The organism is Bowmanella pacifica, assembly GCF_014645355.1.
Taxonomy (GTDB): Bacteria; Pseudomonadota; Gammaproteobacteria; order Enterobacterales; family Alteromonadaceae; genus Bowmanella; species Bowmanella pacifica.
In genome coordinates this window covers 1-25158 of the sequence record NZ_BMLS01000007.1, presented here as the reverse complement: position 1 = coordinate 25158, position 25158 = coordinate 1, and the positions used below count along the sequence as shown (strand labels likewise).

The 25158-nt window shown below is 48.6% G+C and carries 22 protein-coding genes; 14 read left to right on the top strand and 8 right to left on the bottom strand.

Annotated features, from left to right (window positions below):
* The first annotated feature begins 127 nt into the window (after positions 1 to 127).
* Both IEX02_RS17125 and IEX02_RS17120 read left to right on the top strand, forming a co-directional pair.
* Positions 128 to 1861 carry a lysozyme family protein gene (locus tag IEX02_RS17125; RefSeq protein WP_188698022.1) on the top strand — a complete coding sequence of 578 codons (1734 nt, stop codon included), beginning with the start codon at positions 128 to 130 and terminating at the stop codon, positions 1859 to 1861.
* Entirely contained in the window at positions 1858 to 2649 is a 792-nt protein-coding gene (locus IEX02_RS17120; protein ID WP_188698019.1) for a hypothetical protein, read from the top strand. Before IEX02_RS17125 ends, IEX02_RS17120 begins: the two co-directional genes overlap by 4 nt.
* A gap of 137 nt (positions 2650 to 2786) precedes the next feature.
* Here IEX02_RS17120 and IEX02_RS17115 read toward each other — a convergent pair whose 3' ends face one another.
* Both IEX02_RS17115 and IEX02_RS17110 read right to left on the bottom strand, forming a co-directional pair.
* Positions 2787 to 3263: a hypothetical protein gene (locus IEX02_RS17115; RefSeq protein WP_188698016.1), complete on the bottom strand. Its 477-nt coding sequence runs from the start codon at positions 3261 to 3263 to the stop codon at positions 2787 to 2789.
* A 136-nt stretch (positions 3264 to 3399) separates the two neighbouring features.
* Positions 3400 to 3747, bottom strand: coding sequence for a hypothetical protein (locus IEX02_RS17110; protein ID WP_188698013.1), 348 nt, complete (start codon positions 3745 to 3747; stop codon positions 3400 to 3402).
* 90 nt (positions 3748 to 3837) lie between these two features.
* Here IEX02_RS17110 and IEX02_RS17105 point away from each other — a divergent pair, with 90 nt between their 5' ends.
* Positions 3838 to 3999, top strand: a complete 162-nt coding sequence (locus IEX02_RS17105; protein ID WP_188698011.1) for a hypothetical protein — start codon at positions 3838 to 3840, stop codon at positions 3997 to 3999.
* Between the two features lie 21 nt (positions 4000 to 4020).
* On the opposite strand, the gene IEX02_RS17100 is transcribed toward IEX02_RS17105, so the two are convergent.
* The 4 genes from IEX02_RS17100 to IEX02_RS17085 form a co-directional block, all read right to left on the bottom strand.
* Complete coding sequence (locus IEX02_RS17100) at positions 4021 to 4410, bottom strand: hypothetical protein (protein ID WP_188698007.1); 390 nt, start codon at positions 4408 to 4410, stop codon at positions 4021 to 4023.
* A gap of 76 nt (positions 4411 to 4486) precedes the next feature.
* On the bottom strand, positions 4487 to 5482 hold the full coding sequence (locus IEX02_RS17095) for a DUF5677 domain-containing protein (RefSeq protein WP_188698005.1): 996 nt from the start codon (positions 5480 to 5482) through the stop codon (positions 4487 to 4489).
* Between the two features lie 108 nt (positions 5483 to 5590).
* On the bottom strand, positions 5591 to 5812 hold the full coding sequence (locus tag IEX02_RS17090; protein ID WP_188698002.1) for a hypothetical protein: 222 nt from the start codon (positions 5810 to 5812) through the stop codon (positions 5591 to 5593).
* Positions 5813 to 6231: 419 nt separating this feature from the next.
* Entirely contained in the window at positions 6232 to 7122 is an 891-nt protein-coding gene (locus IEX02_RS17085) for a TolB-like translocation protein (RefSeq protein ID WP_229702275.1), read from the bottom strand.
* Between the two features lie 349 nt (positions 7123 to 7471).
* On the opposite strand from IEX02_RS17085, the gene IEX02_RS17080 reads away from it, so the two are divergent.
* Positions 7472 to 8680 (top strand): DUF445 domain-containing protein, encoded by a 1209-nt coding sequence (locus tag IEX02_RS17080; protein WP_188697999.1) that lies wholly within the window; start codon positions 7472 to 7474, stop codon positions 8678 to 8680.
* Between the two features lie 230 nt (positions 8681 to 8910).
* Positions 8911 to 9528, top strand: a complete 618-nt coding sequence (locus IEX02_RS17075) for a LysE family translocator (RefSeq protein WP_188697996.1) — start codon at positions 8911 to 8913, stop codon at positions 9526 to 9528.
* Between the two features lie 190 nt (positions 9529 to 9718).
* Here the strand turns inward: IEX02_RS17075 and IEX02_RS17070 are convergent, their stop codons facing one another.
* Complete coding sequence (locus IEX02_RS17070) at positions 9719 to 10420, bottom strand: hypothetical protein (protein ID WP_188697993.1); 702 nt, start codon at positions 10418 to 10420, stop codon at positions 9719 to 9721.
* Between the two features lie 180 nt (positions 10421 to 10600).
* Here IEX02_RS17070 and IEX02_RS17065 point away from each other — a divergent pair, with 180 nt between their 5' ends.
* The 4 genes from IEX02_RS17065 to IEX02_RS17050 all read left to right on the top strand — a co-directional run bounded on the left by IEX02_RS17065 (position 10601) and on the right by IEX02_RS17050 (position 14028).
* Entirely contained in the window at positions 10601 to 11473 is an 873-nt protein-coding gene (locus tag IEX02_RS17065) for a TraB/GumN family protein (RefSeq protein ID WP_188697991.1), read from the top strand.
* Between the two features lie 116 nt (positions 11474 to 11589).
* A complete protein-coding gene (locus IEX02_RS17060; RefSeq protein ID WP_188697988.1) occupies positions 11590 to 12183 on the top strand; it encodes a TetR/AcrR family transcriptional regulator in 594 nt (197 codons plus the stop codon).
* Between the two features lie 53 nt (positions 12184 to 12236).
* Positions 12237 to 13709 carry a wax ester/triacylglycerol synthase domain-containing protein gene (locus tag IEX02_RS17055; protein ID WP_188697985.1) on the top strand — a complete coding sequence of 491 codons (1473 nt, stop codon included), beginning with the start codon at positions 12237 to 12239 and terminating at the stop codon, positions 13707 to 13709.
* A 7-nt stretch (positions 13710 to 13716) separates the two neighbouring features.
* Positions 13717 to 14028 carry a DUF4156 domain-containing protein gene (locus IEX02_RS17050; RefSeq protein WP_188697982.1) on the top strand — a complete coding sequence of 104 codons (312 nt, stop codon included), beginning with the start codon at positions 13717 to 13719 and terminating at the stop codon, positions 14026 to 14028.
* Here the strand turns inward: IEX02_RS17050 and IEX02_RS17045 are convergent.
* Positions 14019 to 14705 carry a hypothetical protein gene (locus tag IEX02_RS17045; RefSeq protein WP_188697979.1) on the bottom strand — a complete coding sequence of 229 codons (687 nt, stop codon included), beginning with the start codon at positions 14703 to 14705 and terminating at the stop codon, positions 14019 to 14021. The genes IEX02_RS17050 and IEX02_RS17045 overlap by 10 nt on opposite strands.
* Positions 14706 to 14897: 192 nt before the next feature.
* Here IEX02_RS17045 and IEX02_RS17040 point away from each other — a divergent pair, with 192 nt between their 5' ends.
* The 5 genes from IEX02_RS17040 (at position 14898) to IEX02_RS17020 (ending at position 25063) form a co-directional block, all read left to right on the top strand.
* Complete coding sequence (locus IEX02_RS17040; RefSeq protein ID WP_188697977.1) at positions 14898 to 16442, top strand: hydroxymethylglutaryl-CoA reductase; 1545 nt, start codon at positions 14898 to 14900, stop codon at positions 16440 to 16442.
* Positions 16443 to 16624: 182 nt separating this feature from the next.
* Positions 16625 to 18235, top strand: a complete 1611-nt coding sequence (locus IEX02_RS17035; protein WP_188697975.1) for a GMC family oxidoreductase — start codon at positions 16625 to 16627, stop codon at positions 18233 to 18235.
* Between the two features lie 121 nt (positions 18236 to 18356).
* Positions 18357 to 19682, top strand: coding sequence for an acetyl-CoA C-acyltransferase FadI (fadI, locus tag IEX02_RS17030; RefSeq protein WP_188697972.1), 1326 nt, complete (start codon positions 18357 to 18359; stop codon positions 19680 to 19682).
* A 10-nt stretch (positions 19683 to 19692) separates the two neighbouring features.
* Complete coding sequence (fadJ, locus tag IEX02_RS17025; protein WP_188697969.1) at positions 19693 to 21816, top strand: fatty acid oxidation complex subunit alpha FadJ; 2124 nt, start codon at positions 19693 to 19695, stop codon at positions 21814 to 21816.
* Positions 21817 to 22195: 379 nt separating this feature from the next.
* Complete coding sequence (locus tag IEX02_RS17020; protein ID WP_188697965.1) at positions 22196 to 25063, top strand: TonB-dependent receptor plug domain-containing protein; 2868 nt, start codon at positions 22196 to 22198, stop codon at positions 25061 to 25063.
* The last annotated feature ends 95 nt before the right edge of the window (positions 25064 to 25158 follow it).

Here is a 25158-nt window from a genome sequence, read left to right as displayed (position 1 = left end):
ACGTTTTGTCCAGAAAGAACATTTTGTAGCGCCACTAAAATGTAACCACATTGTTAAATCACATGGTTGACTTTGTGTTTTTCGTGGAATAGGTTATTCCTTCTCGTGAATGTAAAAAGGAATAAAAATGTCAAGGATTGCTCAATCGCTAATATTAGTTTCCCTCGCTGTGGCGGGCAACGAAGCCATTGCAGCGCCAAATGATACCGAAGCCTATTATTTGTGTGCTAACAAAATAACAGACAACACCAGTTGGACCTTTGGTACCGCGCCTGCCTACTGTGATATTGAACCCTTTGGCGATCCCGAGTTTGTGCGCACTTATTTATCCGAAATTGCCTTTAATACCGCTGAGCCAACCGCCGATGAACGGGCGCGATACATGAATGCGCTTAATGCCACCATCCGCGATGGGGCGGCCTATTATTTGTCGGTGAGAAAACCGGATGCCTCAACTGCCGAACAAGAAGCCTGGGTAGAAGCCATCAAAGCAGTCGCTAACCAGGAAACTTTTTGGAGTCATTACCGTGACGCCGTTGTCGATGGCAGAATGAAAATGATGCGGGGCGACTCGGGACATGGGCATGGCATGATGCAAGTGGACGATCGCTGGCACTTCGCAAGTATCAATGAAGGTAAGGGCTGGCAGATCTTTGAAAACATGCTGTACGCCATGGAGATTTTCTATAGCGAATGGCAAAACGCGGAGCAAGCTAGCTGTTTATCAGCGCCAGATAACTGGTTTGAGCGCACGCGGGCTGCCTATGCCGCCTATAATGGTGGTCCCAGCCGAATTTGTCGTTGGCATGACAATCCAGTGTGGCAAGATGAAGGCTTTCTGGGCAAATTTGAGGCTAAAAGCTGGTTAAACTACATAGCCGCCCCTGATGCTATTGCGCCAGTGGATGTCGCTTGTATGTTGGAGGGCGTTGAATTTTGTGTCCCTGAATATGTGCCGCCAGCCCATTCTATTGAGAACCCCGAAACGCCCTGGCAATACAATTATCTGGAGCTAACCAGCGGTGAGATTTGCTTGCTTGAAAATGGCGGCTTTCATTGTGTGCTGCAGCAACAAGACGCCCCTTGCCTGAACGCTATGTTCGACCGGGTATCCATTGCCAAAGCCATTAAACTGGATCAGGCAGAAACTGATGCCTACCCCAAAACCCTGTATGAAAAACACCAATGCCTTGCGAATCTGGAAAACAGTTTTGCTGTTGGGCAAAGCGTGATTGCCGAGAAGGCAACCAATATCCGTCATACTGCGGCGGGGACAGACACGCAGCATGATGCGGTCAAGGGTAAGGTTTATCAAATACTGGATGTGGTGGCCGGCACCCCGGCAGATCAATCACGGTACTATCGCATTCGCTATAATGCCGACAGTGAAGGCTATATCTATGCAGGTGGGGTACGAGACTTTAGTAGTTGGGCATCAGCCGCAACCCATGAAAGTTTGCCGGATAGCGACAAGTTGATAGCCATGACTGGCGATACCCTTTATGTGGTTAATGCACAAGGCATTCCGGTCAAGGATGCGCCGGGAGAGCCGGGAACCGAGATAGGCAAGTTCGAAAAAGGCGATGCCCTTGAGGTACACAGCACCCAAAGTATGGGGGAGCATAATGAAATTTATTATGAAGTCAGTACCAATGCGCTAAGAGGCTTTATTTACAGCGGAAGTTTGCTGCCCAGTTCAGACTTGGCTAGCTGGACATCATTTGAAGCGCCAGAGCCTGAAACACCTCCAACACCCGAGCCACCTGTTACTGAGCCTCCTGCACAGCAAGACTCTGGTGGTGGTTCATTGAGCTATGCATTGCTGCTGTTGTTATATGTTATTAGAAAGAGGCGCTTATGAAAGGTTTTATACAAGCAGGAGCGCTTATTGGTATTGCGGGACTGTTGCTCTGGAAGCCATGGTCTTCAACAGAACCGGCATCGCCTGATGTTGAGGTAAGTCAGGACTCTCATAGCACTGAGTCAGTGCCAAGGGGGGAGAACCCTGGCGTTCAGGCAGAAAAGCAGGTCGAGAAGCCTAACGCTTCTGCCAAACCGGATAGCGAATTTTACGCCAAGCGTGAGCAACTCTTGACTCATCTTGATGCGGCAAAGCATTGTCAGACCAGCGGTGATTGTGTGTCTCCCGAGGACGATCCTAGAGCCGGTATGTTTGAGCAGGAGAAGCGTTTAGTTGAGGCGCTGCAGTCACTACAAGACTTATATACCTCTGAGCAATTTGAGGATGATGAGCTTGCCGCGATTACAGGAGAATACTTAACCAGCCCATTGGGACGGGTGCAACATCAGGCTGTTGAGATGATGCAGCAGCAGGCGCCTAACAGACAAAATGCGCAAACCTTGATTCGCAAACTGGATGACAGTTACGACAGTAAAGTGATGGAGCTCGCTCTGGATGAATTGGCACGTTATCCCGAGCTTAGCGAGCCCATTGATGACCTGTTCTTAAAGAACCTGAGGACGGGGAGTTTTTATGTATCCAGAACTATCGCTGAGGGTATTTCACCTTATCTTAATCAAGGCAATCTTGGTCTTTATGAGTCAGCGTTGGCGGAGCTACCGCCTCAATCCGCCAAGGCGCGATTGCTAAACGCGGCCATTGAACGATATAAAAAGAGTTCGCAGTAAATACACAAACGCCCAAGGTTAATAGCCTTGGGCGTTTTTTGTGACAGAATAAGTGCGACAAACCGAGTCCAAACATTAAAGGCAAGAAAACGATGGTTAGAGGTTTATGTCTAGCCATAGCATCTACCTAGTTGATATTACTTTCTCACCAGACTCATGCTTGACGGGGTTAACTTGCCGTCTTTACTGTAGCTCTCATTTCTTAATATTCTATCTTTATCTACAAACTCAAAAAGCAGTGAGTGCTGGTGACTATCCGCCAGGCTTTTTAGGTTTGTCGCGTCTTGAAATACAAAGGAAATACTATTCGGGTTAGCCGATTTATCAAGTTTCAATCTCGGCTGATTACCTTGCGGGCAATAGTGCGTAGCAAGCAAGTTTTCGCCATCTAAATGATACAGAGTGAGGGAATGCGACGCGCCCTTATAAATCCAGTTTTCTATCAGCACACTGCCTTTAGCGCTAGTATCAAATGAAATATAGAAATCACTGTTGTCACTATCTACTCTTTTCCACTCTCCAACAAGCGACTTGAGTTTTTCGAAATCATGACTGGGATCCGCGCTGGCAGAGAGTGAGGTCACAAATATCAGTAAGGCCCAGATCATTTTCATAGTATCAATTCCGTTTAAGTCATTTGTTCTGCAGCGCTAGGTTAGTGCATCAGTGTAAAAAGCCACCGCCGCTTTGGCCACCTAGCTGTCAGTAGGTTGAATGGACAATGCAATTGTATTACTCAATATTTTTTATTTACTCATTGTATTTTATGTAAATTTTGCATTTAGAAGGAGGCGTCAATTGATGATGAACATCTGTCACGGTGTAATCAGAGTAATCATTGGCTTCTAAATAACGATCCATTTTAGGTTTTGCATAAATTAATAAATGTCCTCCACATCCCCCATATCCACCAATATAGACATCGTATCTATGTAGCTTCGCTTCTGGGTCGTAGAAAACACTATTTCCATAGTCACTAAATGTGGATACATCATAGTTGCTCAGTAATCCGATATCCGACCGTTTAACGTTTAGGGTTTCAACGTTTGTGCAGGCAGATATGGAAATTAGTAGCGATAAAAGTATGCCAAACCTCATTCTTTCTCCTTAATCCTAGCGAATGATATGGACTCACCCTTTTCCGGGATTATGCGACGCTTATAAGGCAAGTATTGGGGAGAACTGTCCATGTCTCATTTCAACTATTTTTATGGCATTTATTTGGCCAAGCTGAGTTTCAGTATCCATGGCGAAGACCGCCGTGGCAAGCCACTGGTCCATAAAACACTTAGCCACTTAAAGTTGTTGAAGGAAATGGCAAAACTGCCTGTTGGCCTTCGACATAGCTAATTCACGTGTTTAACTAATACACTAACCAATAGTAATGCCTGGTGAAATGGGGGTAGTAACTGTTGCATGTACAAATTCCCCACCTTTTGCAGTAAAGCAGGACTTAATGGTCGATTTGTATTGAGATACCAAGTCCGTATCTGCTTTACATACAATAGAACACTGGAGCATCCATTTCTGTTCAAGTGGAGAATTGCTAATTTGTGTAATTAGGTCAACGTACTTTTTAACTTCATTTGCGCAAGCCTCAGAAGAGGCTTTTGTATCAAATGAGGCTAGCCATGCAAATTCATACTCTTTAGTTGGGTCAAGAGAGACCTTCTTCTCTTTGCGGTGAATCCGACTTGCTCGAATTTTCGAATAGACCAAAACAGCAATAGTCACAATTATTAGTAGAATGGTTAATTTCAAACAACCTCCGCAGGGCTAACGCCCAACTCTGCGGACAATTGAAGCGCAGCGAAAATTGATCCGCTGCAGTTGTTTGTTATATTGCTTTCTCAACATTGATGAACGCCTCTCCAACTTCTTTAACGTAATTATCAATTACCTTCATAAAAAGTAGCGAATCTCGGTAATCCAATTCTTTGGATTCGTCTTCTATATATGCAGTGAGAAATATTGAAGTTATTTGAGCTAAGCTAATTGCTGTAAAATGTGCTGGTTCGGTTAGGCCTGAATTTGACTGCCCAACAAGTAGCATGTCACTTTTAGCTTCCGACATCGCATACAAACAACGCATTTCAAAATAATCAGAATGAACATTTCGACTAGCCAGCTTGTAGTTATGCGACCATTTATCAAGGCCCACATGCTCTCTAAGCTTTTCCAGTTTAGACACGCTAGCATATTTTCTATCCCAATGCCAGCTAGGATTTCTTTCTGTGATCTCTTGCTTTTGGGCATTTGCAAAATCAACTTCTTCTTGAGAAAAAGTTTCTACACCCATTTCATTTGCTGTTCTGTGATGTTCATTTATGCCTTCGGCGTTCTTCACAATCCCATACTTAATAAAATCAATGGCAGCGTCTCGACCATACATTTTTATTAATAAACAGGTGATAACCATCTCATACAGGGTGCGCCAACGCGCGACCGCTGCATCAGGATATCCACCTTCTAAAAGGTGGATTATTTCGCCACTTATACGACATGCATGTGCATGCTGACGCATTAGAACACCAAGCAACTCATCAGTTTGATACTGATCATATTCTAAAAATTGCTTCTGGAAATTCATCCCAGCTTGAAGTGACGTTTCCCTCAGAGCATGCAATTTTTGAAAGCCAAGAGACCACCTCTCTCGATTTCTTTTTGTGAAGGCATCATTCTCTGAGATAACTTTACGGACTGTCTCTTTTTCATGTGAGAGCGTATCTTCAATAAGCACTTTCGAGGCAAGATCAATGATGGCTTCATAATCAGTGTTGCTACCGCTCTCCTTGAGTTTGTTCTCCACTATTTCTAATAGTTCTTCAAACACAGTACACTCCGATGCTCACTGCAATATAACGCCCCAAGCAGGGGATTTTATGAGCGTTTTTCAGCGAGTAAAATTCCCGCTGGCTTGGCTTGTTATGTTTTAAAACACTCAATTTAATATCCCAGTATTTATCATTTCCAGGTAGCCGCTTATTAATGTGTTGTAGGCAGCAAACAAGCAAATACCAATAACCAAAATAGTTTTACTCCATGAACTAAAACCCTTTGATTCTAGTTTGTGTTCCTTAACGCCCATCACAAACAAGAAGATGGCGGCAACGACAAATAGAACTCCAAAAAAGAATGTAGCGATGGCGGTTATTTTTTCCAATGTCCGATTTCTACCTTAAAACATAACAGTTTAATAGACGGAACTTATCCGTGTTTAAACACGGATAAGTTCCGTACTTCAGCATGGTTATTTTTTAGCATGCTTATAACTCTTTGCCTAGCATGAGTTTTTTGGGTTGCACCACTCTGGTGCCGAGGAAAGGTGGAACTGTTCCGTACTATTGCTGTTATACGGATGTGGGGCGGCTTCAATGTAGATATTCAGTCTGCTGCGAAGGGAAAATGGCCTTTGTTTGCTGTCTGGTAGATAACAAGGGTAAACGAACTCGGCGAGTAAAGCCTATTTGGCGAAGAGCGGCGAGCTTATCCACCGCTCTGACTGTTTGCGACTGCCGATAGCGGTATCAGGATGAAAGTGCGCCGCCTTTAAGAGGCGCACTTCGCCAATAAGCATAACCATTATTCTTTGGGTCTTAGGGCTTCAATAATTTGTGCATCAATCCAGAACAGGTCGGATTGGGAGCCGGACTTGCCATTGCCATATGGCACCATTCTGTTGAACAGCAGGTATTTGCCGTCAGGGGTAACTTGTGGGCCACCTTCTCTGGCTTCGGTGTTGACCTTCTCGCCCAGATTAATGGCTTCACCCCAGGCGCCATCTTTCTGTTGGAAACTGATATAGATGTCAGAGGCGCCATATCCGCTCTGTCTTTCCCCATCCCACATTATGTAAGATTCGTCTGGCGCGATAAACGGATGGGCGTTCCACTTGCCAGTGTTGATAGTTTTGGGCAGTGGCTTGGGCTCTTCGCGTTTGCCCTTAATAACGCGCGAGTAGCGAAGAATGCCGTATCCCCCTTTGCTGCTGGCATTTTCATCAAGTACCAAAGTTCCCTTGGCGGACGCTGTAAGCCCCATGATACGAATGGCCTCGAAAGCAGGGCCAAGGCTTTTCAGTTCTGACCAGCCATCAGCCGTGCGCTCCTGATATTCGCCTCTGAAATAGCGGGTTTTACCATCCGGTGAGAACGAGGGCTTACGTGTGCCGGTTGGCATCAGGGTTTTATGCCAACGATTACCTACCTTGTTAAACCTAAGCGACTCAGGCTCTTTTGCATCAGCAGTATGTTTCCATCTGGCCACATAAAAGGTCTGCATATCGGGGGAAAAGCTGCCAACGTCTCCCCATTCTTGTGTATTTACAATACCCGGCGCGAAGGGCAGGGCAGTAAGGCCCGGTGGTGTTTGGCCAAGATAAGGCCCTTCGAGCCGCGGATGGTCGGCCTGAGCATAAGTGTTAAAGACTATTAGAATAGGTAACGTCAGGATTAATGATGTACCAATGCGCACTATAACTTCCCCTTTAAAATCAATTAACTATTTACGTTTTGATAAAGTAGGGGATTAATCTAATCAATGCCTTGAGCAAAGGCCTGACGTCCTTATGACTTCTGGCTGACTTTGCGCTGATGGCCATTATAGGTATCGATATAGAGGCCATTCGCATAGCCCAGCGGAGCTGGCGGTATTGATATCGTCATTTTTACAAAGCGGTTATGGCTAACCTTGCCTTTGCAGAGTGTTGATCAGGTTAAGTGTGCACAGGCGCCTTAATTGCTTTTAGATTGACCATTCTAATTTCTATGGTTAGCCTGATTTTAAGCTGCTACTTATAACAACAGGCGCTACCTTTTCGCTTATGGAATGGACACTTGAAACCTTGCTGCTGTTGCTGATCCCGCTTACCAGTGCCCTGGTGGGGTGGTTTACTAACTACCTGGCGGTGAAAATGATGTTTTACCCGGTGGAGTTTGTCGGTATCCGGCCCATCTTTGGCTGGCAGGGGCTGATCCCGGCTAAGCGGCGCAAAATGGCCGAGATTGAAGTAGAGCTGGTGCTGGGTAAGCTATTAAGCGTGGAAGAGATAGTCAATCGACTGGATGCCCAGCAGATGACGCTGGCTATTGAGCGGCGGCTTAAGCAAGTACTCAGGCGCATCGTTAATGATGTGATGCAGGCGTCGGCACCAACCTTATGGGCAGCTTTGCCAGTACAAGGTAAGAATCTGGTTTACGCCCGGGTTGAGCTGGATATTCCCAATGTGGTCAGCAAGATGGTGCGGGATTTTCAGCAGAATGTAACGGAAATCTTTGATATCCGCGAAATGGTGGTGGAGCAACTGGCCAAAGACCCCGAGCTGATTAACGAAATCTTTCTAAAAGCCGGTGCCAAGGAGTTTCCTTTTATTGAACGTTCCGGGCTGTATTTTGGTTTTCTGTTTGGCCTGCCCAGTATGTTTATCTGGTCGTATTACCAACTGTGGTGGATTCTGCCGCTCGGTGGTCTGCTGGTGGGCTATGCCACCAACTGGATTGCCATCAAAATCATTTTCGAGCCTAAGCGGCCACGCAAAGTGGGCTTTTTTACCCTGCAAGGTATGTTCTTAAAACGTCAGAAAGAAGTGTCCAGGGTATATGCCGAGATTATCGAGAAGAAGCTGCTTAACTCACAAAATATTACCCATGCAGTGTTAAAAGGTGCTGGCTCCGGGCAACTGCTGGAGCTGATTGAGTTACATGTTAATGACGCCATAGAACGTTATGTGGCGGTGGCTCAGCCTTATTTTGCCTTAGCGGTGGGCAGCGAAGACTACTTCCGTATGAAGGAGATGGCAGTGAAACGTATCTTCGAAGACTCTGATAAATTTCTTCACTACGCCCATGAATACGCCAACAGCGCGTTAAATATCGGCGATGATTTACGGGTAAAAATGGAAGCCCTCAGCCCCGAGGAATTTGAGGGGGTACTGCGCCCGGCGTATAAGCAGGACGAATGGAAGCTGATAGTGGTTGGCGCCATATTGGGAATGCTGGCTGGTACGGGGCAGCTTTATTTGATGTTGCTCTAAAGCCACCTAATGTTTGGGGCCATAGATATACATATGGACTATGTCCACAATCAGTAGCCTGGAAGCATACAGCCAGGGGGAAGGCGCTGCTCAACAGCCAGATTGGCTCTCTGTGGTGGTTAGTAAACGCGTAATACACCAGGTTGGTCGGGCAAAGCACAGAGCGGTATTGTCACTGAGAGGCATTGCACGCAATATTGCCCACCGATGTAGATATTTCAGGTGCAGTTATGACATGGGAAAGTGCTATCTCATTTTTCTTGGCCGTGCTGGTTTTTGGGATCACACCCGGGCCGGGGGTCTTTGCTATTCTTGCCAGGGCGCTTACATCAGGTGCGGGTTCCTGCTTTTATTTGGCCTTGGGTATGGTAGTCAGTGACATTCTATATCTGATAGCTGCCTGTATTGGTTTGGCCGCGTTGGCAACGCACTGGAGTGAGGTATTTACGGTAGTGCGAATAGTTGGCGCTGTTTACCTTGTTTATCTGGGCTGGAAGATGTGGAATGCGCCGCTGGATCTCAGCGCCACTGAAGAAAAGCCAGCCACTTTCGGCGGAGCCTTAAGTTTTCTGCAAGGTGCGCTTATTTCCGCGTCCAATCCCAAGGTTATTCTGTTCTATATTGCTTTTTTACCTACCTTTATGGATCTGAGCGTGATGACGGCAACCGACATTGGGCTGGCGGCATTTTTAACTTTAGTTGCCTTAATGATCGGCTTGATGTGCATAGCCCTGTTTGCTGCGAAAGCACGTAAGTTGTTCAAATCTGAGCGGGCGGTAAAACGCTTAAATAAAAGTGCAGGCTCTATTATGGTTGCGGCCGGTGCGTTTCTTGTTTCGCGCAACTGATGCGTCAGCGGCGTATCGTTTGGCAGTCTGAATAGGTTTAAAGCATAGATAGCCCGCCGATTGTACTGCGACAAAGCGCCAGTAAGACGGCGGGTTCGGAAGGATGAGGCATAAGGCAAGAGACGTGCCTGAATACCAAAAACTGCTGACGCGGGAGACTGGACTGTCGAAGTGGCCCTTGGTTAAGGGACTAGAGTCTCTTAAGTTGAATATCAATCTTGTCGTAGTACAAGGTGGTTTTACCCTCGTAACCTGAATCGGTGCCCACAAACAACCAGATAGAGCCGTCACTGTTGGTGGTAAATTGCAATTGGGTCTGCGCTGTACTGGCAAGGCGTTTTTCCACATACTGGCTACCTTCACAATTGGCACCGCTGGCGGCTACATTGCCAATGATATTGGCGTTTTTGCCGCTGTTGCCCTGGTTACCTTTGTCCTGATTAAGATAATAGTCCACCTGCTTGGGTTCAGTTTCAGCAAAACCGAACTTCACCCATACGGACTCACCAGGGGCACCGCCAGCCCCGGCACATCCTTCTCCTGCACTGGTCAGCAAGGTCAATTGAATATTAGCCTGGTAACGGCTGCTGGCCGCCAGACCTGTGAATTGGCCTTTGAGATACATAAACAAGTCATCGCTGCGATTATGCCCAGATAACATAAAGCCTTGCTTTTGCACATCGCTGGGTAAGGCTTTACGTCCAGATGCCAGCTCATAAATATCTGCATTGTCTTTAGGATAATCAGAAAACCCAGCCTGCCAGCCGTGATCGGACTGCTCAAAATCAAAGGCGTAGTGCGGATCGTCTTGGTCATTACTGTTGCCAACACTGAGTTCGCAGCCCGTTAATAGCCATAGGCCGCCGAATAGACAAATAGCGTTCTTGTGCATGGGAATTCTCCTCGCTCTGGTTACCTCTATGCTAGATAAACCAAGCAAGGCGAACTGTATCAGTTGTTAATTGGCTTTCGGCAATTTGTAAACACTTGCTGGCAACCCCCTCACAATGTGTTTCGCTTGTTACCCGCATTTACGGTACAGTCCGGCTTTTACTTTGCAAAGGAACTCAAAGTGAAGCGCTACCTGCTTTTATTGTTTTTCTGGTCGGGACTGAGCCTGGCCGACAGTGCCGTTTGGCGTCTTTCCCATGGCGATAATCTGCTTTATCTAGGCGGCACTTTGCATATTTTGAGCGCGCAGGACTACCCGCTGCCAGCGGAATTTGAACAGGGGTATGCTGCGGCAGACAAGCTGGTGCTGGAAGCCGATATTCGCCAGATGCAGGAGCCTGCATTTATTCAGGAAATGACAGCGCTACTGACATTACCGCAGGGGCAAAGTCTGGCGGACAAGCTGTCTGAATCTACGGTGACCCGCTTAAGTGAGTATTTATCCGGCAAGGGCATGCAACTGGAACCTCTGCTTCACTATAAAGTGGCCATGTTGGCATTGATGCTGACTAAAATGGAAATGCAGCAACAGGGGGTAGATCAGCAAGGGGTGGATATGCACTTTCTTGCTCGCGCCGAAGCTGACCAAAAAACACTGGGCTTTTTGGAAAGTGCCATGCAACAGATGCGTTATCTGGCTGAGATGGGCGTGGGGCAAGAGGATGAATTTATTGCTTATACCTTGGACGATATGCAAAGCCTGCCGCAAATGCTAGAGGATCTGCGGGGTGCTTGGCGACGCGGCGATCTTAAGGCATTGGAAGCTGACGGCATAACTCCTATGCAGGAGAGCCACCCAAAGCTGTATCAAAGTTTACTTAAGGCGCGCAACGATTTGTGGGTGCCTCAGCTACTGAACATGCTTGAGGATCAGCCGGTTGAACTGGTACTGGTGGGGGCGCTGCACCTGGCTGGCGAGGATGGTTTGCTTGCCCAACTTAGCCGCCGGGGTGTCAAGGTTGAGAAACTTGGCAGTGGCCGCGCCGAGGAATAGCAGTCCTTCAGGCTGATGACAATTTTATGATTCTTGCGGGATTGGCGCGGCAAGTGCTTTCACCTTGAGCAAAATACCGTTAGTCTGGTCGTACAATATTTGTCCAGGTGGCGGCAATGGCAAGCAAGACAGCAGAGCGGATCCTGTTTACCAGTCTTGAGTTATTTAATATTCATGGTGAAGCGGCAGTCACTAGCGTCGATATCGCCATGGAACTGGATATCAGCCCGGGTAACCTCTATTACCATTTCAAGGGCAAAGAAGTGCTGGTAACGGCGCTGTTCGACCTATTTAGTGAACAGATGAAGCCGCTGCTAGCCCGTCCTTTGCAGCCTTTAAACCTGGATGAATTTCTCTATGCGCTGCACCTACAATTAGAGGCGGCAGCGACATTCCGTTTTCTGTTCCGTAATCCCGTTGATTTGCTGGAAAAATATCCCTCACTGACAAGGGCTTTTCGGCAGTTGCTAGATAGCCAGCAAACCCGTTGGCGAGAAGCCTTGGAATATGCAATCTCCCAAGGCCAATTGAGTCTCAGTGCCCAGGCTGTGCCGTCTATGCTGCACCAGCTAGGTTTGGTATTCAGTCAGGCTGCCAACTATGCTCTGTTAAAGGGCGAAGATATCGACAATGAAGAGTTTGCTCAGCATTGTCTGCGCAGTATCGTGTTTTTGCTGCATCCCTATGACCGAACCGGACAATATGATTAGCCATCGTTCTTATCAGCTTTAAGACCGATAGAGATAAACAGGGAGCAGGATAGGTGACACGTAAAATCAGTTTTCTTGACCGTGCTTTTTGGATCACCGAGTCAGACCATAATCCCAAACACGTGGCCTGTTTGCAGTTACTTGAGTTGCCTGAGAATGCCGAGGTTGATTACCTGCCAAAGCTACTGGCGCACTTGCGCTGCTTTGATAAGCCATCCAGCCCCTTTAATACCATTGTGGAAGATATGTTGGGCTTCCCGCTGCGGCTGGTGAAGGTGCGGGAACTGGATATGCAATACCATGTTCAGCTGCATGAACTGGATAATGTGGAAGACAAGGCGGCGCTTAACCGTTTTGTCGCTCGCTTGCATGAGCCGCGACTGGATCGCAATAAACCGCTGTGGCAATACCATTTGATTGCCAGTCGCCAGGGACGGTGTTTTGCCATTTATGTGAAGATTCATCATATGTATGGTGACGGCGCGGTGTTGATGCGCTGGTTTCAGGCCGGTTATCGCGAGAAACCCGATGTAGCGCATTTCACGCCAGTGTGGGCTGTTAAGCAACCATTTCGGGAAAAACGTCGCAAAAATTGGTTTACCGGTTTAATGGCGTCGGCATGGCATCTGCTGCGAACGGTCACGGACCTGGTATGGATCTTATTTCGTTTGCTGATCAAGTTAGTACGTATCAACAGTCACTACATGCCGATCCCTTTTTCCGGCACGCGCACTGTGCTGACCGGGCAGGTCAAGCAAGGCCGGGTGGTGGCGATTGCGGATCTGGATTTTCAGCGCGTCCAGGCTTTGTCTAAAAGAATGCGCGCTTCAGCCAATGAAATTCTGTTGTGCTGCTTTGATATTGGTGTGCATCGTTTTTTGAAAGACCATGGGCATAGTTTCAATAAAGCCTTGTATACCAATATGCCAATTAACTTGCGCAAGCCCGGTGAAAACACCGCCGGCAATAAAATTGCCATAGTGCCGGTGAAACTGGCCCACGGTGAAGTGGACCCTTATTTGAGATTACGGCAAATTATTGAGAACCATCGTATTGTTAAACATGCCGCAAAACACTCAGAACCGGGGGCCTTTAGTTACTACACCATTTTAATTCAGGCTGTCGCGCTGCTTTTTGAGGTTGTGCATCTGTCGGACTGGTTTAAACCTATTGCCAATATTCTGATTTCCAATGTGCCAGGCCCTAAACAGACCCGCTATTTACGCGATGCGAAGTTACTGGCGGCATACCCCATCTCTACTATTACACCTGGGGGAGGGGTGAACATTACCTTGCTGACCTATGGTCAAACCGCCAATATCGGTCTGGTTTGCTGCAATACCCATATCAGCTCACTGGATAATATGGCGCATTACTTTGTTGAAGCCTTTGAATTGCTGGATAAATGCGCTGATGATCCAAGCCTGAGTATTGAAGACATTGGCGAACAGGTAGAAGATGAGAGTAAGTCTATTGTTGATGACGAACTGGGCCACGCTCAGGATGTTTTGCATTCACATCATTAGGAAAACGATGAAAGCTATTTTGCCACTGATTGTAAGTGTCACTTTGCTGGGGTGTGCCAACCTAACTCCAGCGCCAGGTTCCGATGCCGTCAGATTGATTGACGCCGCGCAAGCCGATGGGTGTCGCCGTATCGGATCGGCCAATGCACAGGTTGCCGATAGAATCGCTTTTGTTGAGCGAAATGAAGAGACAGTGGCGGAAGAGTTGTTGGTGCTGGCCAAAAATGAGGCCGTACGGTTAGGCGGAGACAGCCTGGTGATTGACGGCGCCATTAAATTCGGCAGCCGCCGTTTTCTGGTTTATCGCTGTCAGGAATGAAATAAAAACAGTAACTTACCCTCTTCTACTTTGACATTCTGACCCAGGCGAGCGAACAGACGTTCGTCGGGCAGATTGTGATCCAATTGGTAGTCCAAGCCGCCCTGATTTACCTGCTCGATTAGTTGGCGTTCTATTTGCGGCTTATGAAAGTCCAGTACCTTCTGTTTGTTGCCACTGAGGTATAAATCCAGATAGCTTTTTGTCTCTTTGTAGAGAGATCCGGCAAAAACATCCAGGGACGCGTTCAGCCAGCCGCCTATTGCCTCTGGCATCAGACGGTTTAACAGTGTTGCACTGCTGCGAAAGATAAGATGATCATCCTGAATAAGCCTTAAATCTGTCAGGCTCACTTGGGTAGCACGAATGCTGCTTTGCGTGCGCATATAGCTGGGTTTGCCGTGTAATGTGGCTAAAACATGGGCCTGATACAACCTGACGCCACCAATATCTACCTTTAAGTCACAGAACAGTTCCAGCCTGAACTGATTGTCGGGCAAGCGCACCGAAGCGCTCATCACCTGCAATGTGCCTTTGCCTGCCGGTAAAATCAAAGGGATAGGCCAGGGCAAATTGGCGCTGAGCATGTTGTTTAATTCATCGGGAGAAAGACTGAAGTGTTTTAATCTGCCAAGACGGATAAGCAGCGTAATCCACCAGTATTTGATGCGTGTCAAAAGATTGTGTGCCGGCAAGGCGTAGGCTCCCGTTTGCATAGGTGGTTTTTCAAGCCACTGTTATTCAAGTAGAAATAATACAGCTAGGGTGGATTTTGTGCAGTTTATCAACAATAGTTGTTAGCAAAAAGATAGGTTCGTTTGCCTCGGGCTTATCAGGATGGCGAATAATAATAACTGGAGCAAGCGCAGATGTTTATTCCTAGTATTCTTCTCAAGCAACTGTACAACCGGGGCAGCCTGACGCTGCATGGCAGCGGCGTGCGTTTTTCACTGAAAAACCGCCTGAAAGACGCGCTGGTGCATGAGGTGCTGGATATACGTATTGATGATAAGCCCATCGCCTCGGGTAAGATTCGTTTACAACTAGCAGACGGACAATGCCTGCCGTTAAGTGAGTTTAATAGCATGGGGACGCATGATTTCCCATTGCGGGCCAGCTTGTCAGTGTTTGTTGATGACTTCACCCCTGTTGCTCAGCAAAAGCACAGGATCCATGTCAGCTTCCGCGCCCTGCCTTTTGGTGTGTTGACCTTCGAGGTGGATGATGTAGCCACCGAAGAGGAAGCAAACCCCAATAAAATTCCGCGTTCTGATAGCGATGATTACGGCGAGGACATTATCAAGCAGCGCCAGCGTTTTTATGCAGAATTTAGCGGCGCGGGTATTGAGCATATCGCCAAGTTCAGTATCGACCCTCAGAGTTTGCGCGGTAATATCGAGAACTTTATTGGTGTCGCCCAGGTACCAATTGGTATAGCGGGGCCTTTCCATATTCAGGGAGAGCATGCCCACGGCGAATTTATGATCCCGCTGGCTACCACAGAGGGCACCTTGGTGGCGTCCTACAATCGCGGGATGAAGCTGCTAAATATGAGTGGTGGGGTAAAAAGTACGGTGGTGGATGATGCCATGCAGCGGGCGCCGGTATTTGTGTTTGAAGATGCCCGGGGCGCCAGGGACTTTGTGCAGTGGGTAAAAGAGCATATGGACAGCATTCGTCACGAAGCGGAAGCCACTTCGTCGGTGGCTAAGTTGACTTACATTGACCATTTTTTGTCGAACAAATTTGCCTTCCTGCGCTTTAACTTCAGAACTGGCGATGCCGCTGGACAAAATATGGTGGGAAGAGCGACGTTTGCGGCCTGCGGCTGGATATTAGATCATTATCCCGGCATCCAGAATTTTTATCTGGAGTCTAACTTTGCCACAGATAAAAAAGCCTCCCATATCAATATTATGCGCACCCGTGGCAAGCGGGTAACCAGTGAGGTCACCATTAAGCGCGAGCACTTACTGGAAGTGATGCGGGTGGATCCTAAGCAAATTGACTACCACGGCCGGGTCGCTGGCGTAGGCTCATTTCTATCGGGGGTGAATAACACCGGTTTGCATTCACCCAATGGTATTACTGCCATGTTTATTGCCACAGGGCAGGATGTGGCTAACGTGTCTGAGTCGTCGGCGGGCATTTTATACAGTGAGCTGACCGATGACGGCGATCTGTATTTGTCCTTGACCATCCCGTCTTTGATTGTCGCCACTCATGGTGGCGGCACGGGCATTGGTACTCAGCGTGAATGCCTGGAATTACTGGGCTGTTATGGGCGCGACCGGGTGTACAAGTTGGCAGAAATTATTGGTGCGGTGGCCCTGGCCGGCGAGATCTCGCTGGCCTCAGCGATATCGTCCTCTGATTGGGTGTCCTCCCACGAACAATATGGGCGTAACCGTTAGTTTAGGTAACGCTTGGTGGGTGTCATGGTCTGGCCGCTTGGCGGTCATCTTGCTGTCTTGTTATGGATACATAATCGACGGGTTGTTGACTAAATGTCCAATCTTCGGGTGCGGTTGGCAGAACTTCTTTGATAGACTCACTGGTACGATGTGTAGTAGTGCAAAGATGAGCGAATCAGGCCATGACACAAGCAAATCAATTTGACTTTATTGTCGTTGGCGCGGGGTCGGCAGGGGCCGCACTGGCCGCCCGGTTGTCGGAAAACCCGGCCTGGCAGGTGTGCTTGCTTGAGGCGGGTAAACCCGACAGCAACCCCCTTATTCATATTCCCTTTGGTTTGGCACTATTATGCCGATTTCGCGGCATCAACTGGAACTACTACACCCAACCCCAGGTCGAACTAAACAATCGCGCTTTGTATTGGCCCAGAGGCAAAACATTAGGTGGCTCAAGCTCGGTAAATGCCATGTGCTATATCCGCGGTGCCCAAGAGGATTATGACCAGTGGCAGGCGCTTGGCGCTGAAGGCTGGGATTGGCAGTCGGTTTTACCCTACTTTAAAAAGGCAGAAGATCAGCAGCGCGGCGAAGATGTCTGGCATGGCGTGGGGGGCCCGCTGACGGTCAGTGATTTACGCCATATTAGCCAACTTAGCCAGGACTTTGTTCGGGCTGGCGTAGAGGCTGGGTTGAGCGAGCTGAGCGACTTTAACCGTGATATGCGCGAGGGGGTAGGGGCCTATCAGGTAACGCAACAACAAGGGCAGCGCTGCTCTAGTGCTAAAGCTTATCTAAGTCAGGCTAAGCAACGGTCAAATCTGACAATTATGACTTCTGGCTTGGTTAGGCGAGTCTTGCTTAAGGATGGCCGGGCAGTGGGGGTGGAGTTTACGCAGCATGGCCAATGCCGTCAGATCTATGCGAACAAAGAAGTACTGTTAAGCGCAGGGGCGATTAATTCCCCCCAGTTATTGATGTTGTCTGGGGTCGGCCCGGCCGCGCATTTAGACAGCGTTGGTATCAAGGTCGAGGTAGATAGTCCAGGGGTGGGGGAAAATTTGCAGGATCACCTGGATGCTATTGTGCAATGCCGTACTAATAAAATGGCCGGTTATGGGGTAGCGCCTGGGGCAGTGCCCGAGTATTTGCAGGGACTGTGGCAGTATTTGCGTGGCCACCGTGGTTTGATGTCCAGTAACATTGCTGAAGCTGGCGGTTTTGCCAGCAGCACGTTGGCAAGCGGACTGCCGGATTTACAGATGCATTTTTTGCCTGCTATTTTGCAGGATCATGGTCGGCATTTAGCCTGGGGATATGGGTATGGTTTGCATATTTGTTACTTGTACCCGAAAAGTCGCGGTACGGTGCGTTTGAAAACTACCGATCCTGCAGTGTCGCCGTTATTGGATCCGCGCTACTTAAGCCACCAAGATGACAGGCAGGCTATGTTGGATGGTGTCAAGCTGGCCAGACGGATTCTGAGTCAGCCGGTATTTGATCAATATCAGCCTCAGGAGTGGTTGCCGGGAACGGCCGTGCAGTCTGATGAAGCCTTGCTGGATTTTATCAAAGACAAAGCAGAAACCATTTATCACCCTGTAGGTACCTGTCGGATGGGTAACCCACAATCGCCGCTGACTGTTGTCTGTCCTGAGCTGAAAGTAAGAGGCGTGCAAGGATTAAGGGTGGTGGACGCATCGGTTATGCCTACCCTGATCGGTGGCAATACCAATGCCCCAACTATTATGATCGCAGAAAAAGCGGCTGCGCTAATAAAGCAAAACTATCTATAAATTCAATATTTTAGCTTTGGCATCAAGAGTGTCACATTGCTGTCTATGGGCTAGAATTTGAAATTTGCTCGGCAAAGAGTACAATCCAGCCAAACAGGTCTGACCACTAAAAGGAAACAGAATGCCAGGTAACACTTCTTCCGTCACTCGCAATGTGACGACGCGTAGCGGAGATCGTATCGCCATTGTGGCCGGTCTTCGCACTCCATTTGCCAAAATGGCCACCTACTTCCATGGCGTGCCTGCCGTGGATTTAGGAAAAATGGTGGTAAATGAGATGCTGGTTCGCAATAACCTGGATCCCCGTGAAGTGGAGCAAATGGTGTATGGCCAGGTTGTGCAGATGCCAGAAGCGCCAAATATTGCCCGTGAAATTGTACTGGGCACTGGCATGAATGTGCATACCGATGCCTACAGTGTGTCCCGAGCCTGCGCGACCAGTTTCCAAGCTACAGTGAACATTGCTGAGTCTATGATGGCGGGCAATATTCAGGTTGGTGTGGCTGGCGGCGCGGACTCCACCTCGGTATCACCTATCGGGGTGTCTAAAAACCTGGCGCGAGCGCTGGTTGACTTACAGAAGACCAAAACCTTTGGCCAAAAATGGAACGTGATTAAACGTCTGGGCTTAAAAGACTTGCTGCCGGTACCTCCCGCTGTGGCCGAATATTCCACCGGACTGTCCATGGGCGATACTGCTGAGCAAATGGCTAAGACGCACCAAATTCGCCGTGAAGATCAGGATGCATTGGCCCATCGCTCACATGTGAATGCCGCGAAGAGCTGGGAAGACGGCAAACTGAGCGCTGAAGTGATGACGGCCTATGCCGAGCCTTACAAAGGCGCCTTGGAAAAAGATAACAATATTCGTTTTGACTCCAGCCTGGAAGGCTACGCCAAGTTGCGCCCGGTATTTGACCGCAAATATGGCACGGTAACGGCCGCCAACGCGACGCCGTTAACCGATGGTGCATCGGCTGTGTTAATGATGACGGAAAGCCGCGCCAAGGCCATGGGCTATAAGCCGCTGGGCTATATTCGCAGCTATGCGTTCGCCGCTATTGATGTCTGGGAGGATATGCTGATGGGGCCGTCCTATGCCACGCCAATTGCCCTGAGTCGAGCAGGTATGAACCTTAGTGACCTGACCTTGATTGAAATGCATGAAGCCTTTGCCGCACAAACCTTGGCTAACCTGAAAATGTTTGCCAGTGATACCTTCGCTAAGGAGAAGCTGGGCCGGGATAAAGCTATCGGCGAGATGGACATGGATAAATTTAATGTGATGGGGAGTTCCATTGCTTATGGTCACCCCTTTGCCGCAACTGGTACTCGTATGATCACCCAGATGCTCAATGAGCTGAATCGTCGTGGTGGCGGTACCGGTCTGGTCACTGCTTGTGCGGCGGGTGGTCTGGGCGCAGCCATGATCCTGGAAACGGAATAAGGAGAAGAATATGACAGACGTAACCAGCGCATTTTCCCTCAACCGCCGGGACGACGGTATTGCGATTCTGACTATGGATGTACCGGGCGAGAGCATGAACACGCTGAAAGCCGAGTTTGCTGAGCAGATCGCGGTACAGCTTGATGAGATTGAAAAAGACAGCAGTATCAAAGGTCTGGTGCTGGCCAGCGGTAAAGCCAGCTCCTTTGTCGCCGGTGCTGATATCAGTATGCTGGCAGCCTGCCAGAGTGCCGAAGATGCGGTTGCCTTGTCCAGGTCTGGACAACAGATGTTTGCGCGCATCGAAAATATGAAGATCCCTGTGGTGGCGGCCATTCATGGCCCGGCGCTGGGGGGCGGACTGGAACTAGCGCTATGCTGTCATTATCGTATTTGTAGTCTGGACGACAAAACCGTAATGGGCCTGCCGGAAGTGCAGCTTGGTTTACTGCCCGGTAGCGGCGGCACACAACGTTTGCCCAAGCTGGTGGGTATCCAAAAAGCCATGACCATGATGCTGACCGGCAAGCAATTACGTGCCAAGCAAGCGAAGAAGGACGGCCTGGTGGATGATGCTGTACCGCTTTCTATTTTGATGGATGTGGCCATCCAGTTTGCTAAAAAAGCTAAGCCAAAGCGTCAGCCACCTAAGCTGAACCTGGTGGGGCAGGCGCTGGAGCGTACCCCCTTTGGGCGCAATTTCCTGTTCAGCCAGGCACGCAAACAAACCCGCAGTAAGACCCGTGGAAATTATCCGGCTCCCGAGCGTATTATCGATTGTATCGAGGCGGGGGTCAGTGGTAGCCGAGGCTACGAGATGGAAGCCCGCCATTTTGGCGACTTGGTGATGACGCCAGAGTCAAAGCAATTGCGCAATATCTTCTTTGCCACCACAGAGATGAAAAAAGAAACGGGTGTAGAAGGCGTGGCGCCGGCTAAAGTGAAGAAAACCGCTGTACTGGGCGGAGGCTTGATGGGCGGTGGTATTGCCTATGTCACTTCAAGCAAAGCAGGACTGCCAGTGCGCATCAAAGACATTCGCAGTGAAGGCATTGCCAATGCCATGAAGTACAGCTACGACCTGCTGATCAAGAAGGTTAAGCGTCGTTTTATGCGCAAATCTGAGATGCAGAAGCAGTTGGCACTTTTGACCGGCAGTACGGACTATTCGGGCTTTGCGGATGCGGATATTGTGGTTGAAGCGGTATTTGAGGACTTATCACTGAAACAGCAAATGGTGGCAGATATTGAAGCCAATGCCGGTGCGCAGACGATTTTTGCCACGAATACCTCGTCTATTCCTATTGGCCAGATTGCGGCTAAGGCGGCTAAGCCAGAGCAGGTGATTGGTCTGCATTATTTCTCGCCGGTGGATAAAATGCCTTTGGCAGAGGTGATTCCCCATGCCGGTACCTCGGATGCGACTATCTCAACCACCGTCGACTTTGCCCGTAAGCAGGGGAAAACCCCTATTGTGGTAAAAGATGGCGCAGGATTCTATGTGAACCGTATTCTGGCACCATACATGAACGAAGCGGCTTGTGTGTTGCTGGCGGGTGAGCCTATTGAGCAGATTGACCAAGCGCTACTGAACTTCGGTTTCCCGGTGGGACCGATGAAGCTGCTAGATGAAGTAGGTATTGATATTGGCGCCAAGATTTCCCCAATTCTGGTGGCAGAGCTTGGCGAGCGTTTCCGTGCTCCGGAAGCGTTTGACAAGTTACTGGCCGACGATCGAAAGGGCAAAAAGAATAAGCGTGGCTTGTATCAATATAGTGGCAAGAAGCCGGGTAAAGAGGTGGATGAGAGTGTCTACAGCTTGCTTGGCATCAGCCCGTCACAAAAGTTCAGTCATGATCAGATCTCAGAGCGCTGCGTGCTACTGATGCTCAATGAAGCAGCCATGTGTTTGGCTGAAGGTGTGATTCGCAACGCCAGAGACGGTGATATCGGTGCCATTTTTGGTATAGGTTTCCCTCCCTTCCTGGGCGGCCCCTTCCGTTATATGGATAGCTTGGGGATTAACCATGTGGTGGCACGTTTAGAACATTACCAGGGTTTATATGGAGATAAATTTACCCCCGCACCATTATTAAAAGAAATGATGGAACAGAATCGTAGTTTTTATTCTTAATTAAAAAAGCCCGCTATTCGCGGGCTTTTTTAATTCTATCGACAATTTAAATTAAATTTCTATATATTTATTGGGTTGTAATTATTCTGAAATATTGAATAATTATTGTATCCGGTCTGCTAATTCAAGCTCCGTTTTTTTATGTTTTAAACGTTAACCTTTTTGCATCCCGGTTAACTTGTTGTTAATCGCCTTTCCTGCTTTGTATCTAATTGTATTCCTGTGCTTGTTCTTTGAGCAAGCGGTCTGTTCATCGGTTGACCTGATTGAACCCAGCTGCGTATTATCCGCGCCCCCGTTTAGGGGCACGACAGATTACATAAAACTGCAACTACAGTGAAAATATATTCACTCAAGTGGTAAAGTGGGAAACAATTAAATGCATTCAAATTCTAGAATCTCCCGTGCTGTGCATTATGCATTAGCGACGACAGCCGTATTTGGATTTTCGGTACAAAGTTTCGCCCAGGATATAAATGAATCAGCGGTTACCGTAGAAAAAATTCAGGTAACAGGCTCAAGGATTTTACGTGAAGGTGCAATTGCACCTTCTCCAGTAACCGTTATTTCAGGCCAGGAATTGGTTGAAACCGGTGCCATGAATATTGGTGAAGTGCTAAATGAATTGCCTTCACTTGCTGCCACGTTCTCTTTGGCAAACTCAGGTCGTTCCATCGGTACTGCTGGTCTGAGTATTCTCGATCTGCGTGGCATGGGAACAGCGCGTACGTTAGTGCTGGTTGATGGTCGCCGTCATGTGGCCAGCAGCGCCGGCAGTTCAGCCGTTGATACCAACACTATCCCTACTGCCTGGTTAGACTCCGTTGAGATCATCACAGGTGGTGCCTCTGCGGTATACGGTGCTGACGCGGTAACTGGTGTGGTGAACTTCCGTCTGAAGAAGAACATCACAGGTGTTGATTTCTCTGCCACTAAAGGTCTGGCCGAAGAAGGTCCTTATAAGAACGACAAGATCTCATTGTCTTTTGGCCAAGATTTCGCCGATGGTCGTGGTAATATCGCCTTTGCTGCTGAATATGCCAGCCAAGATGGCATGAATGCCAATGATCGCGATCAAACCCGCACTCCATACATGTCTGTGCGTAACCCAGACAGCAAAGACTATCGTGATGAAAATGGTGTGTTTATTCACGATGGTATTGCCGATAACGTTACTCGTTACAACACCGGTTGGGTAGACAATCTGCCCGGCGGAAACACTTATGTAAATGGTGCTTGGTATGCCTTCGATCCTGATGGCTCTGTGCGCCTGCAGGATGTCAGTAACCCCGATACATCCGGCTACAAGTGTACCGACTGTGAGTTCCTGAATCTGACTAACTATGTGGAACTGCAACCTACTTTTGACCGTTTGAACCTGAACACCAAAGGTAGCTTTGAGGTATCTGAAGCGCTGAACTTGTTTGCTGAAGGCAAATTTGTGCGTACTCGTGGTCAGGCGATTGGTCAGCCTGCATTTTATGACGGTACCAATGCGCCGGTGCTGATTCAGCGTGATAACGCCTTTATCCATGAGAGCCTGGCTGCACTGATGGACGCCAATAATCTGGATACGCTGGAACTGAACCGCTTCCTGGAAGATGCAGGACGCCGTGTAGAGGACAATACTCGCGAAACCAAGCGCTTCGTACTAGGTGCCGAAGGGGTATTTGGCAGTGACTGGGGTTATGAAACCTATGCGTTGTTTGGTGAAACCCGCCTGAAGCAGTGGAACCGTAACAACCTGGTACGTGACAACTTTGCCAATGCCACCGATGCAATTCGTTTGGCCAATGGCGATATCGTTTGTCGCGATGAAGCGGCCCGTGCGGCTGGTTGTGTGCCGGTAAACCTGTTCGGCGAAAACAGCATCAGCGAAGAAAGCCGTGACTACATTAACACGACGTCTTATAGCAACAGCACCATTCGCCAGACCGTATTTAACGCCAGCATAAATAACAGTGCGCTGTTTGAGCTGCCTGCTGGCTTTGTGGGTTTCTCGGCGGGTGTTGAATACCGCAAGGAAGAAAGTGAATCTGTTCCTGATGCATTTGCATCGACTGGTGCCACCTTCTTCAACGCTTTCCAGTATGAGAAAGGCGACTTTAACGTCAAGGAAGTGTTCGCGGAGATTTCTGCGCCGCTTTTGACTGACTTGCCATTTGTTGACGAGTTGTTGTTTGATGCTGCTGTACGTTACGCAGACTACAGCACTATTGGCTCTGCAACCAGCTGGAAGGCTGGCCTGGATTGGACGATCAATTCTGAGCTGAGAATGCGTGCTACATACTCAGAGGCATTGCGTGCACCCAATATCGGTGAATTATATGGCCCGCAGAACCAGACGTTCTTCAGAAGCATTAAGGATCCATGTTCGCTGGACAACAAACAGTCTGCTGCGCGTGTTGAGAACTGTAAGGCACTGGGTATAGCCGAGGACTTCGTTCTGAACGATCCAGGCGCCAGCGTAGAAGGGCTGCTGGGTGGTAACCCTGATCTGGAAGCCGAAGAGTCGCAAAGCTATACCGTGGGTCTGGTTTATCAGCCCGAATTTGTAGATGGCTTAAGCCTGACCTTGGACTACTGGTCAATTGATATCGACGATGCCATTGATAGCGTTGCAGCTCAGGATATTCTGAATAAATGTGTGGACTCTAGCAGTGGTCTGAACATGCAGTTCTGTAACTTGGTTGAGCGTGACGCCGTGACCAAGCAACTGAAGCTGATCACGACCATCGCGCAAAACGTAGCAGCGCAGACCGCCAAAGGCGTTGACTTTGAGGTTGGCTACGATTTTGATCTGGCTGGTGGCCGGATGAGTTCCAAGTTGGTGGGAACCTATCTGGAGTCTCGTCGTACTTACTCATTCCAGGACCAACCTGGTGAGTTCGAAGAAGAAGCTGGTACAGCAGGTGATGCACAGTGGCAAGCTAACTTCAGTTTGAGGTACAGCTACGGTGAGTGGTCTGCAACTTGGCGCACTTTGTATGTTGATGCCGTATCGCTGTACAGCGAGCAAGATTTGGCTATCAACCCAGATCCCAGTGACAATATGGGCTATGGCAGCTATTTCCTGACTAACACACAGGCAGCCTACCAGTTCGACAATGGTATCAAGGTGGCTGTAGGTATCGACAACCTGTTTGATCGCGACCTGCCTACCTTTACCCGTGGTACTACAGAAACAACAGGCCTTTATAACAACATTGGTCGTCTGTTCTACACCACTGCTTCTTATAAGTTCTGATAGCAACCTAAGCGAAAAGCCGGCTCATATGCCTAATGCCGATCAGTTAAGAAATATTCGAGCGATCGGTTGACCGATCCTTCGAGGCGTTCAGA